Origin of the sequence: Paenibacillus typhae (genome assembly GCF_900099765.1) — a bacterium.
Lineage (GTDB): Bacteria > Bacillota > Bacilli > Paenibacillales > Paenibacillaceae > Paenibacillus_AQ > Paenibacillus_AQ typhae.
The window spans coordinates 98,075-110,735 of record NZ_FNDX01000016.1; the positions used below are offsets into that span (position 1 = coordinate 98,075).

The window sequence follows — 12,661 nt, forward strand, 5'->3', positions numbered from 1 at the left end:
TAAATTTTATTATTCTATAAAATTACATGCTATAATAGAGGGTAGCGTCCCCAAATCCATGTATGAGGTGATCAGTGAATGGGATTTCAGGCAGGCCAGCTGTTTATTAATTTGCCCGTTGCCAATCTGCAGAGGTCGGTTGATTTTTTTACGGCAATAGGATTTGAGTTTAATCCGCAATTTACGGATGAGAACGCAACCTGTATGATCATTAACGGAAATACGTATGCGATGCTGCTGACACGGGAGTATTTCGGCACGTTTACGGACAAGACGATCATTGACTCTGCTGCCCATACAGAGGTCATTACCTGCTTCTCGGCAGCCAGCAGAGAACAGGTGGACGAGCTGGTGCAGAAGGCGCTGGATGCCGGCGGCAAGCCGTTCAATGCTCCGGTTGATCACGGCTTCATGTATAATTGGAGCTTCCAGGACCTGGACGGGCATCTGTGGGAAGTCGTGTATATGGATGAGAGTGCTGCTCAGTAAAAAGGTTGAATAATAGAGGAGTGTTCAGGCAGGTGCCCTAGCGGTGCTTGCCTTTTTGTGTTGCTGCATACCCCGGTGTTTACAGTATTGCAACAGATTCTTTACACTCCACATACATAACCCCGCAGACCCGTTAATATCCAGCTTCTACAATGAGTGCGTGGGACAAATTACATACATAATGAAATGACCAAAGCTTTAACAGAAGGGATGATTGGTTTGAAAACAAGTGTGCTGCACTTATCCATGAAATGGAAGCTGATTCTAAGTTTTACTGCGATTTCGCTGATCTTTTTAGGGGTTGCGCTGCTTCAGGGACAGAAGATTAACCAGGTGGAGCTATCGATGGAACGCCAGAAGACGGAAATGGAAAAAAGAATCACCGTTTCGGCCATCACCCAGCTGCTGCAGGAGCTGAACAGCCTGGAGACCTCACTTGCCGAATCCAGTGACCTGGAGCTGGCAGAGCCGTTTATGGACAAGCAGCAGCAGCTTGACGAAGCTGTGGCCAAGGTTGATTTTGATAAAGAAACCGCCGCGTGGAAGGATCTGCAGCTGCTGAAGTCCGCAATCCATATGTATACCGGACATGTCGGTAAGCTGATAGAAACGCTGGGGGACACAAGCCTTGACCCGCTTACGGTGCTCGAGGAGATTGACAGTCTGCATACAAATGCGCTGGCTGTTCATCAGCAGCTGCTCAATATTAACACCACGCTCTACAAGGCGGCAGCGGATAATGCCGACCAGGCACAAGCGGATTCCTTCAAGCTGCTGGAGCACACCGTGTCAATTGTTTATTATGCCGCTGGTGCAGTAATCCTGTTCATGCTTGTACTTGCTGTACTGCTGACCCGCTCGTTCCTTGCTCCGGTAGGCCGGCTGCAGCATGCGCTGCGCAATATCGCTGAAGGGGATCTCCGCCAGCAGATCAATTCCCCGTATAATGATGAGCTGGGACGGCTGAGCTTCCATTTTGACCACATGGTGAGCAGAGTGCGGGATATGCTGCGCCAGACGGTTCAGGTTGCTTCCACACTGGCGGATTATTCACGGTCCTTTCAGCAATCCTCCACAGTTACCGCACATACGAATCAGGAAATTGTCAGAACGATTCAGGAGATTTCAGTGGGGGCTGACCAGCAGGCGGTTCAGTCTGAACAGAGTGCACTCCTGCTGCGGGAGCTCGAACGGGAAGTGGCGGAGATCACAGACTATACCGACAAAATGCTGGCTACCAGCGGCAGTGCTGATCATAACGCGCGCAAAGGCTCCGAGACGGTCGTAGAGCTGCAGCGGATTTCACAGCGCTCCCGCTCTTCCATCGGCAGAGTGTATGAAGCTCTGGAGAAGCTGGTAGAGCAGTCGGGGGATATTTCTCGGATTACTAACTCCATTACAGAAATCTCCAAGCAGACGAACATTCTCTCGCTGAATGCGGCGATTGAGGCGGCGCGGGCCGGGGCTGCAGGCAAAGGGTTCGCTGTCATTGCTGACGAAGTCCGCCACCTGTCGGTGCAGACCAGCGATTCCTCGATTCTGATCAGCCGGATTATCGGAGAGCTGCAGGAGAGCATGGCCGGATTTCAGGAGTATATGCTGGAGACGAAAAAAAGCCTGGAGGAGCAGGATTCCCAGGTAGCGGAAACGCTGGCTTCTTTCCAGGCCATAGACGGCTCGATTGCCGGAATCAGCAAGCAGATTACACTGATTCACGGAAAAGTGGAGGAGACGCGGCGGATCAATTCCCGGCTGGGCGAATCTATCCATTCCGTAGCCTCCGTTGCCGAGCAGACAGCGGCAGGGGTTCAGGAAGTGAACGCATCGAGCACCCAGCAGGATCAGGCCATTCACGATATTGCCCGGCAGGCGCTGGAAATCAGCGAGCTTTCCCAGCGCCTGTTCCGGGAGATCAATGTGTTCAAGATCGGTCAGGAGGAGGATACCAAGCCTAACGTCGGGCAGCTGCTGATTATTGAGGAAGCCCGCAGCAGCAAAGACAACGCAGACGAAGCGCCGTTACTGGCGATCGCGGAGTGACGCGTGCAGCGAAGCCGCCAGCTCAGGCAGCCAGCCGGCAAGCGGAAGGAAGACGAAGCCCGCAGTGCGGGCTTTTGCTGTATCCATATGCCAGGACTCCGTAATGCCAAACGGGGACATATCCCTTTCATCGGTGCGGCCCGGTGTTATTGCCTGTACGCCTGTAACGGCTTCGAGCAGCGAGATGATCTCCTGAATTGTCATTGCCCCGTCCGAGCAGGCGTTTACAGGCCCGGTCAGCGGGGAGAAGCCGAGCCAATACAGGAAGTCTGCAGCCTCATCGGACCGGATAAAAGAAATCAAAGCTTCAGGATTTGGTATGCCGACAGGCTTGCCGTTCATGATGTGTTCAATATGGAAATGCAGTCTGCGCGTGTAATCATCCGTTCCGAGCACAATCGGAAAACGGACCGCCGCCGCAGGAAAGGCCGTCTGGTTCAGCAGAATGGCTTCGGCCAGCCGTTTGCCCTCCTGGTAGCTGAAGTTTTCCCTGGGACCAAGGGTGACAGGATAATGTGCCGGGTCAAAATCGGCTTCACGCAGCATTTGCTTGTTTGGATCATATACGGACAGGCTGGAGGTCAGAATATACCGGCCTGCAGAATCTGCGAAAATCCGGGCCGCAGCCGCCGCATCGTCCGGCGAGTAACAGATGTTGTCATAGACGACATCGTAGTGCCGGCCGCGAACGGCCGCAGCCAGCGCCTGTGCGTCAGAGCGGTCGGCGGTCAGCCGGATCACCCGCTCACCAAAGTGATCCTCTGTCTGTCCTCTGGTTAAAATCGTCACCTGTGTATCTTCGTCCTCCAGCAGCCGCTGTACCAGCCGTTTGCCGAAAAATCTTGTTCCTCCGAGTACAAGTATGCTCCTCATCATTTCCCTCCCTGGTTGAATCATTCCCATACAGATTCCTTGTTTTCGTTGAAAGGCTTATATGACCCGGGCCAGTTAAGCCGCCATCATCAGCACGCTGCCGTACCTTCCTGTACGATCAGCAGCAGTGCGGACGGTATTGTGCCGGGCCCGGACCGTGCTGATGCCGGCTGCCATTGTAATCCCGGCAGCATTCTCGCGGCGCAGCAGCTCCAGCATGACGGGAAGCTGGCCCTGTTCGTATGCTTCGGCGAGTGCGCTCAGCAGCTGCCGGAAATCGCTGTCTTCAGGCCGGGCCGGGCCATCCGCTGCCAGTTCCATGCGCACTGCTGCGAGAGCCTGGCGGGCCCGGTACAGTGCGGCTTTGACCGCTCCTTCCGTGGTGTCCAGCTGATCAGCTGTTTCCTGTGCCGGGTAGCCAAACACATCCCGCATCAGAAATACCGACAGCTGGAGCGGCGGCAAATATTTCATCAAGGCGTGGAAGGCCGTTTCCAGTTCCGACAGGCTAAGGGGCTCCTGCTCCGTTGCAGCATCTGCCGGCTGAATTACGCGCTCTGTTGCACGGTTAAGCGCAGCTTTGCGCCGCAGGCTGTCAATCCATGTATGTTTGGCAATCCGCAGCAATAGTGCCTGCGGATTGGGGCTGGCGGACCACCCGCTGTAGCCCAGCGCCCTGGTCCAGGTGTCCTGAGCCAGATCCTCTGCCTCATGTACGGAGCGGGTGAGACTCAGGCAGTAGCGGTTCAAGGCTGCATCAAGCGGCTGCAGGCATTCTTCAGCTGCGGTATCCGTTAGATCATGTTCATCAAGGATTAACATGCTCGTTCATCTCCTTTTCGGCAATCCTTACCCTTGTGTTTAGTTCCCTCTATTATATAAGCGAATATCTGCAGATAAAAGGTACGCTGCCGGCATGGTTTTTTTTCGGGAGAATAGTCTGCCTGTTTCCCGTATCCTTTTCCGGCCGTCATCCGTTTACCAGTTATCACTTAAAGATCATTTCAAGGAGGTAAGAAGGATGAGTATTATTCCTTATGTAGTTGAGCAGACGGGCAGAGGTGAGCGTTCCTATGATATTTATTCGCGGCTATTGAAGGACCGGATTGTATTTGTGGGGGCGGCGATAGATGATCAGCTGGCCAACAGCATCATTGCCCAGCTGCTGTATCTGGCGGCCGAGGACCCGGAGAAGGATATCCAGATGTTTATTAACAGTCCAGGCGGTTCGACTACCGCCGGGTTCGGTATTTATGATACGATGCAGGTAATCAAACCGCAGGTCAGTACGATCTGCACGGGGTTTGCGGCTTCCTTCGGCTCCTTGCTGCTCCTGGCCGGAGCTCCCGGCAAAAGATTTGCGCTGCCAAACAGCGAGATCATGATCCATCAGCCGCATGGCGGTGCGCAGGGCCAGGCCAGCGACATTGCCATCAGCGCCAGACGGATTCTGCAGATCAGGGAGAAAATCGTCAAGATTACTGCAGAGCGGACCGGCCAGCCGGCAGAGCGGGTCGAGCGGGATATGGACCGTGATTTTTTCATGACAGCGGAGGAAGCGCTCCATTACGGAATTATCGACAAAGTGATTTCAAGTTTATAACCAAAGGAGCTGACGTACATGCTGAAGGAATTGCTGGGACAGAAGGTGGCGGTACATTTTCTGGACGGAACAAGTGTGAGGGAGGGTGTACTGGAGGAGCTTGACGAACGTTTTGTAAAATACCGGACGGAGTATCAGCTGCTCTATATTCCTGTCACTTCCATCCGTGCAGTTGCGCTTGAAACCAAGGAACGGGAACGGCCGCGGGTCGGATTCGGGCAATAGACATTCGTTACACTGGTAACAAAGGGTTCTGGAAAAGGGCTTAATAACCCAAAGACTATTCTTCTGCCGTAAGGGCGCAAGGATAGTCTTTTTTTGTGCTGACAGGATTCCATTGATAATCGTTATCAATTATACTGAGAGGAATGAAATGCTATTGATGGTGGTGAGCAGCCGATGTTACAAGAGAAGATGATGATTGGGCAGGCGGGTCAGCCGATGGACTGGGACGGGCTGGCCTTCCGGCTGTTATCGGTTCAAGTACTGAAGGGGAGCGACGAGGTACATCTGCCCCAGCAGCTTGTCTTATCCTATGCACTGATTGTTGTAACCGGCGGTACGGTGCAGCTTCTGGCGGACACCGGGCTGCTGGAGCTGACAGCAGGCTCGGTCAGTCTTTGTCTGCCAGGGCAGACCTTCGGAGCTGTGGAGCAGTCAGGGAGCCTGGAGATGTATGTGTTCTATTTTAACGTTTATCAGTATGGTGCAGCGGACGAGGGAAGCCGTCTTCTCAAGGATGCACAGCTGCTTCCGCAGACCGGCCTGCTGGCACAGATTCCGATGCCGTTTATATTGACAGTATGTAATGAGCTGGCGCAGAAGGAGGAAATGGAGCAGCGCAAGGTAAGCTTCCGGGCGCAGATCGCTTTTCAGGAGCTGCTCTACAGTGTCCGGGTAAGCGGCTGGCAGCGTCCGCGGGATACGAATTATGCGCTGGAGCAAGCAAAGCAATACATAGAAGAGCATTTCACCCGGGATTTGACCTCACAGTCACTGGCCCAGGCTGCCGAATTCAGCCCCAAATATTTCAACGATCTGTTCAAAAGGAAATACGGCAAAAGCGCCATGGATTATGCCACCGAGCTGAGGCTCCAGCAGGCCAAACGCCTGATGGCGGAGAGCGGTGCCAAGCTGCGGGAAATCGCCCATCAGGTGGGGTACGCTGACGAATTCTATTTCAGCCGCAAATTTAAAAAGATGATCGGAGTGCCTCCGGCAGTCTATATGAAGAGCCGCCGCCGCAAGCTGATAGCCTACTCCTCCTCGCTGCTGGGGCAGCTGCTTCCATTGAATCTGATGCCGTATGCGGCGGCACTTCATCCCAAGTGGACAGAGTACTATTACCGGAACTACCGCAATGAAATTCCCGTCCATATCAGCGCTTACCGCAGCAACCAGGACTGGCAGGCCAATCTGGAGGTGCTGCGGCAGGTTTCTGCAGATCTCATTCTGGCTGAGGATTCGCTGCAGGCGGAGGAGAAGGAGGCCCTTGAGCAGCTTGCACCGGTCCATTATCTGTCCTCCGAGCCGGCTGACTGGCGCAGCCCCTTTCTGGAGCTGGCAGAGCTGCTGGGGGAATCCTGGCAGGCTGAGCAATGGCTGGCCGCTTTCGACTGGGAGGCAGGGCAGGCCAGGGAACAGCTGCATGTGCAGATCGGCAGTGAATCGGTGGTGGTTATCCGGATGCTGCATAATAAGCTGTACCTGCATTGCAGCCGCAGCATGGCCAGCATGATCTACCGGGAGCTGCAGCTGAAGCCTGCATATGACGCAGCAGACGGAATCTACAATATTCCGGTGACTCCGCAGGAGATTGCAGCGATCGGTGCCGACCATCTGCTGATGCTGATCCGCAGGGAGAGCGACACGCTGAATGAATGGAGCCGGCTGCAAAATGATCCGCAGTGGCTGAAGATCGCGGCTGTGCAGCGGCACCGGGTGCATTTTCTGGCCTCAGATCCCTGGCGAGAACAGTCTGCTTATGCCCAGCTGCGGATGATCAGGGAAACCAGGCAGCTGTTCCTCGGCCAATCGTCCATACATGTTCCGTAATTTGTCCATGGAGCACCGGCTGGCGTCCCGTTATAATCGGTAATGATAATCATTATCATATTATAGAATGATAAAAGAGTGGGATGAGATGAAACGAGCGGCTGGATTGAAAGCAGCCTCCCTGCTGGTGCTGGGGGTTGTCCTGATTGTTATTGTCAGTGTGTTATCAGTGCTTTACGGTTCCAAAGACATTAGCTACATAACGGTATGGAATGCACTGGTGCATTTCGACCCGGATAATATTGACCACCAGATTATCCTTACTTCACGAATCCCCAGAGTTGCCGGAGCATTACTGATCGGTGCCTTCCTGGCTGTATCAGGAGCGCTCATGCAGGGGATGACCCGGAATTATCTGGCCTCACCTTCTATTATGGGTGTCAGCGACGGCTCCGTCTTCGCGATTACCCTGTGTATGGTATTTCTGCCGGGTACATCGTCCATGACGATGATTCTCTATTCCCTGGCCGGCTCTGCACTGGGCGCAGCGCTTGTGTTCGGAATTTCCAGGCTGGTACCCGGGGGTGCTTCCCCGCTGACTATGGCCGTACTCGGCACAATCATAGGTACCTTCCTTGGCGGAGTGTCCCAGGCGTTGTCGGTCTATTTTCAGGTGTCGCAGGATATCAGCTTCTGGTATAACGCCAGGCTGCATATGATGGACCCGGCGGTAATCAAGCTCGCCATTCCGTTTGCGGTAATCGGGCTGTCGCTGGGCATACTCATGTCCCGGCCGGTTACCTTGCTGTCGCTTGGTGAAGAAACGGCTGCCGGGCTCGGTCTCAAGGTGACTGCCGTTAAGGGGCTTACGATGCTGAGCGTTGTGCTTCTGACAGGCATCTCGGTAGCCATCGCCGGCAAAATCGCCTTCGTCGGCCTGATTATCCCGCACATTACGCGGCTGTTAATCGGGCAGGATTACCGCAAAATTGTTCCGTTTGCCGCGTTTTTCGGGGCACTGTTCCTGGCGGCATGCGACCTGTTCAGCCGGTTTATCAATTATCCGTTCGAAACGCCGGTCGGCGTGGTCACAGCCCTGTTCGGAGTGCCGTTCTTCCTGTATCTTGTGAAGACGAGAGGGGGCAGCCAGGCATGAACAAGCCTTCTCTTGCACCGAAGTCCAAGCAGCGGAGATTCTGGTCGCTGTTCCTTCTGCTCAGCCTGCTGACGCTGGCTGTAATATATGTCAGCCTGACCAACGGGACGTTTGATCTTACCGTTAAAGAGGTGTTCCGCACACTGCTGCGGATTCATCCTGTAGAGGATTATGATCTTGTAATCTTTGAATTCCGGCTGCCGCGCATCGTGCTCGGTGCGCTTATCGGCTTCGGGCTCGGCATCGCCGGCGCCGTCCTTCAGGGAATCTCCCGCAATACGCTCGCTGATCCGGGTATTCTGGGTATCCATGCCGCTGCCGGAGCATTCGTGGTATTGTTTATGTTCTTCACTGCAGGTACTATGCAGGCTCCTGCCTGGCTGTCGGTCATGTCCATGCCGATGTTCGGCTTCATCGGCGGGCTGGTCGCGGTTGTGCTGCTGTTCCTGTTCGCGAGGCAGCACGGCGAGTTCCATCCGCAGCAGCTGATTCTGGTCGGGATCGCACTTGCTTCGGGCTTCGGGGCGGTTACCCTGTATATCTCGCTCAAGATGGACCCGCAAAACTTCGAGATGGCCACCGTCTGGCTGGCCGGAAGCATCAATAATGCGAACTGGCGGCAGATTTTATCCACGCTGCCATGGCTGATCATCCTTACGCCGATTATCTGGCGGAGGGGGACGGTGCTTGACCTGATGCAGCTTCACGAAGTCAGCGTTAAGGGATTGGGCGTTGCGACCGGCCGGGAGAGACAGATCCTGCTGCTCTGCTGCGTCGGGCTGGTCAGCGCCTGTGTCTCTGTATCGGGCAGCATCGGGTTTGTCGGGCTGATTGCCCCGCATATCGCAAGGCGCCTGATCGGCAATACTTACCGGTACATTGTTCCCTTATGCGGCATGATCGGGATGCTGATGGTGGTGCTGGCCGATTTTATCGGCAAAACCGTATTTGCACCGGCGCAGCTGCCGGTAGGCATCGTTATCTCTATTATAGGCGTGCCTTATTTCATCCTGCTGCTGTTCAAAGCACGTGTGAAATAAGATTACAAGCAGAGTCCGGGACGCTGAGCTCCAGCGTATCTGGGCTCTTTTTTTTCAAATATAGCAGTAGGAGGTATGAAGGTATTGGATTCCCGCTATTACACATACTACTAATGAAGAATAACGCAGATAACGGCGAAATCGCGCGAAGGGCGGCAATGCAAGCAGTTAGCAGACAAGCCAAAACGGGTAAGGTTAATTTATACGCCCGATCCGGAGGTGAGCCTGTTGTTTGGTTGTAAAATAAATTCGTATGAAGAAAGGCGCTGCTGTGATACAATAGCCTAGTTGTCCTTCTTGCCGGATATGATGTTCGGATGAGCTGCTTCTTCTGACAGTATATGTTTATAAATCTTAGGAAAATGAAGCATAAGCGTGTATTTACATGCGTTCAGGAGTATTAACAGGATAATCGCAAGATTTTACAGACTATGCATCAATTTTTGTCGTTTTTTATTGATTTATTGCTGTGCTTTATGTATAATCAGCCTTGTTGATTTTTCATAGGATGTAGCCTGCCCAAGCTTGATGAAACGAAACGACTGACAACGAAACGAATCCAGAGCAGCAAGGCTAATAACTAATAACTTAAGCAAATTTAGGGGGTTATTAATTGTGGGAAAAGCGTTAATTATTGGCGCTGGCGGTGTAGCAAGCGTTGTTGTTCATAAATGCTGCCAGAACCCGGATGTATTCGAAGAAATCTGTATTGCCAGCCGTACGGTCGCGAAATGCGATGCTCTTAAGGAGAAACTGGATGGCGGCCAGACGAAGATTTCTACGGCTCAGCTTGATGCGGACAACACGGAAGAGGTTATTGAACTGATCAAGAGCTTCCAGCCGGATGTCGTGATTAATGTGGCTCTCCCATACCAGGATCTGACGATCATGGATGCTTGCCTGGCTACCGGAGTGCATTATGTAGATACAGCTAACTACGAACCGCAGGATACCGCGAAATTTGAGTATTCCTGGCAGTGGGCGTACAAGGAAAGATTTGAGAAGGCCGGAATTACGGCGCTGCTCGGCAGCGGCTTTGACCCGGGCGTTACCGGTGTGTTCACCGCGTATGCGCAAAAGCATTATTTTGATGAAATTCACACGATTGATATCGTTGATGCGAACGCAGGCGACCACGGTTACCCGTTTGCTACCAACTTCAATCCTGAAATCAATATCCGCGAAATTACTGCGAACGGACGCTACTTTGAGAACGGCGAGTGGATTGAAACGGCTCCGCTGTCCGAGAAGAAAGTCTACGATCTCCCGGAGATCGGTCCTAAGGATATTTACCTGCTGTATCATGAAGAGCTGGAATCCCTGGCCAAAAATATCAAAGGCGTGAAGAAAATCCGCTTCTGGATGACCTTCTCCCAGAACTACCTGACTCACCTGAAGGTGCTGGAGAATGTCGGCATGACTTCGATTGAGCCAATTATGTATGAAGGCAAAGAGATTATTCCTTTGCAGTTCCTGAAGGCAATCCTGCCAGACCCGGCATCCCTCGGACCAAGAACCAAGGGTAAAACCAACATTGGCTGTATCATTCAGGGTACTAAAGACGGCCAGCCGAAAACCTATTATGTCTACAATGTCTGCGATCATGAAGAATGCTACAGAGAAGTGGGCTCCCAGGCCATTTCCTACACAACCGGCGTTCCTGCCATGATCGGGGCTATGATGATTATCAAGGGCATCTGGAACAAACCGGGCGTACACAACATCGAAGAGTTCGATCCGGATCCGTTCATGGATGCACTTAACAAACACGGGCTGCCTTGGCAAGAAGACTTCTCGCCAACGCTGCTGGACTAGGGCGTAAGGCAATGAAAGAAATCGATATCGACATCAGCGCGCTGCCGTCACCTGCCTATCTTGTCGATGAGCGGCTGCTCAAGAAGAACCTGGAGACCCTGAACTACGTGCAGGAGCGCACCGGTGCCAAGATTCTTTTGGCGCAAAAAGGGTTCTCCATGCACGCTCTGTACCCGCTAGTCGGCAAGTACCTGCATGGCGTCACCTCCAGCTCCCTGTTTGAAGCCCGTCTGGGCTTCGAGGAGATGGGCAAGGAAGTGCATGTCTATGCACCGGCCTACATGGAACGTGAATTCGATGAGCTGCTTGGCTATACCGACCACATTGTGTTCAACTCGTTTGACCAGTGGAACCGGTTCAAGGACCGCGTGCAGAATGCTGGCAAGCCAATCAGCTGCGGAATCCGTGTAAATCCGGAATATTCCGAGATTGAAGTGCCGCTCTATGATCCTTGCTACAACTACTCCCGTATGGGCGTAACCCTGCCGAACTTCCGTCCGGAAGAGCTTGAAGGCATTGAAGGGCTGCATTTCCATACCATGTGTGAGCAGAACTCCGATACACTGGAGCGCACGCTCAAGGTTGTGGAGGAGAAGTTCGGGCAGTATCTGCACGGTATGAAATGGCTCAACTTCGGCGGCGGCCACCATATTACCCGTGACGATTATGACCTGGAGACGCTGATTAAGTGTATCCTTCATATGAAAGAGACTTACAATGTACAGATCTACCTGGAGCCGGGCGAAGCGGTGGCGCTGAACACCGGATATCTGGTAGCAACTGTGCTTGATACAATGCACAACGGCATGGATATTGCCATTCTCGACACTTCGGCTGAATGCCATATGCCGGACGTGCTCGCAATGCCTTACCGTCCGAACATTATCGGTTCAGGACAGCCTGGAGAGTTTCCGTATACGTACAGACTCGGCGGCATGACCTGCCTGGCAGGTGATATCATCGGGGATTATTCCTTCCCGGAACCGCTGAAATACGGCGACAAGCTGGTCTTCCTCGACATGGCGATCTATTCCATGGTCAAGAACCACATGTTTAACGGCGTGAACCTGCCGGCCATTGCATCCTACAACGATGAAGAAGGCTTGAAGATTATCCGCGAGTTTGAATACAGCGACTTCAGCGGCCGTTTGTCTTAATTCTTTTTTATAATAGAGTGCCCCGCAAGCCGGCTGGAGTTGGCTTGCGGGGCGCTTTTTTGATTTCTCGTGAATACTGGATAGCTGCACTTTGTACACTTATTATGCTCATTTTTGCTGTCGCCACGGCTTTAGCTGCACTTCAGAGACAATTTCATAATCCAAAACCCTTGCTGCGCTTGGATTTTTTGAGCATAGAAAAAGGAGTACCTCCCCAAATTCTCGAAGTTATAGGCGACCAAACCGACACCCGAGAAAGAAAAGAGGTAATCCCTATCTATTCAATTCGACAAGAAGAGCTATTTTCCTTTGAGGAATTGCTCCTGATGCGCCCAGAAAATAAATACTGCCAAATCTTTGAACACTTAGATCTGGCTCCGGTCCTGCACGTCCTTCGGAAAAAGAACCACCGTGGTCGGCCGCAGGAGCTAAACATTCCTGCCATGATCTACTCGCTGCTTATCTCCAAAATGGAGGGCATTGAGTTTGTTTC

11 protein-coding genes and 1 pseudogene are annotated in these 12,661 nt (G+C 52.8%); 10 read left to right on the plus strand and 2 right to left on the minus strand.

The window, feature by feature from the left end:
• Positions 1–78: 78 nt before the first annotated feature.
• On the plus strand, positions 79–489 hold the full coding sequence (locus tag BLR64_RS15140) for a VOC family protein (protein WP_090715353.1): 411 nt from the start codon (positions 79–81) through the stop codon (positions 487–489).
• 219 nt (positions 490–708) lie between these two features.
• Positions 709–2,529 carry a methyl-accepting chemotaxis protein gene (locus BLR64_RS15145; RefSeq protein WP_167360688.1) on the plus strand — a complete coding sequence of 607 codons (1,821 nt, stop codon included), beginning with the start codon at positions 709–711 and terminating at the stop codon, positions 2,527–2,529.
• Here the strand turns inward: BLR64_RS15145 and BLR64_RS15150 are convergent.
• Both BLR64_RS15150 and BLR64_RS15155 read right to left on the minus strand, forming a co-directional pair.
• Positions 2,509–3,402: an NAD-dependent epimerase/dehydratase family protein gene (locus tag BLR64_RS15150; RefSeq protein WP_090715356.1), complete on the minus strand. Its 894-nt coding sequence runs from the start codon at positions 3,400–3,402 to the stop codon at positions 2,509–2,511. The genes BLR64_RS15145 and BLR64_RS15150 overlap by 21 nt on opposite strands.
• A 75-nt stretch (positions 3,403–3,477) precedes the next feature.
• A complete protein-coding gene (locus tag BLR64_RS15155; RefSeq protein ID WP_090715358.1) occupies positions 3,478–4,224 on the minus strand; it encodes an RNA polymerase sigma factor in 747 nt (248 codons plus the stop codon).
• 199 nt (positions 4,225–4,423) lie between these two features.
• Here BLR64_RS15155 and clpP point away from each other — a divergent pair, with 199 nt between their 5' ends.
• From clpP to BLR64_RS15195, 8 genes and pseudogenes are all read left to right on the plus strand, one after another.
• Positions 4,424–5,005, plus strand: a complete 582-nt coding sequence (gene clpP / locus BLR64_RS15160) for an ATP-dependent Clp endopeptidase proteolytic subunit ClpP (RefSeq protein ID WP_090715360.1) — start codon at positions 4,424–4,426, stop codon at positions 5,003–5,005.
• An 18-nt stretch (positions 5,006–5,023) separates the two neighbouring features.
• The gene (locus BLR64_RS15165) at positions 5,024–5,230 is read left to right on the plus strand and encodes a hypothetical protein (protein WP_090715362.1); all 207 of its coding nucleotides are present in this window, start codon (positions 5,024–5,026) and stop codon (positions 5,228–5,230) included.
• A gap of 174 nt (positions 5,231–5,404) precedes the next feature.
• The gene (locus BLR64_RS15170) at positions 5,405–7,060 is read left to right on the plus strand and encodes a helix-turn-helix domain-containing protein (protein ID WP_244157716.1); all 1,656 of its coding nucleotides are present in this window, start codon (positions 5,405–5,407) and stop codon (positions 7,058–7,060) included.
• A gap of 88 nt (positions 7,061–7,148) precedes the next feature.
• Positions 7,149–8,156 carry a FecCD family ABC transporter permease gene (locus tag BLR64_RS15175; RefSeq protein WP_090715363.1) on the plus strand — a complete coding sequence of 336 codons (1,008 nt, stop codon included), beginning with the start codon at positions 7,149–7,151 and terminating at the stop codon, positions 8,154–8,156.
• On the plus strand, positions 8,153–9,196 hold the full coding sequence (locus BLR64_RS15180) for a FecCD family ABC transporter permease (RefSeq protein ID WP_090715365.1): 1,044 nt from the start codon (positions 8,153–8,155) through the stop codon (positions 9,194–9,196). Before BLR64_RS15175 ends, BLR64_RS15180 begins: the two co-directional genes overlap by 4 nt.
• Before the next feature lie 615 nt (positions 9,197–9,811).
• Entirely contained in the window at positions 9,812–11,011 is a 1,200-nt protein-coding gene (locus BLR64_RS15185) for a saccharopine dehydrogenase family protein (RefSeq protein WP_090715366.1), read from the plus strand.
• Positions 11,012–11,031: 20 nt separating this feature from the next.
• Entirely contained in the window at positions 11,032–12,168 is a 1,137-nt protein-coding gene (nspC, locus tag BLR64_RS15190; RefSeq protein WP_376744588.1) for a carboxynorspermidine decarboxylase, read from the plus strand.
• Positions 12,169–12,227: 59 nt separating this feature from the next.
• A pseudogene (locus tag BLR64_RS15195) lies at positions 12,228–12,661 on the plus strand (hypothetical protein); the annotation flags it as partial.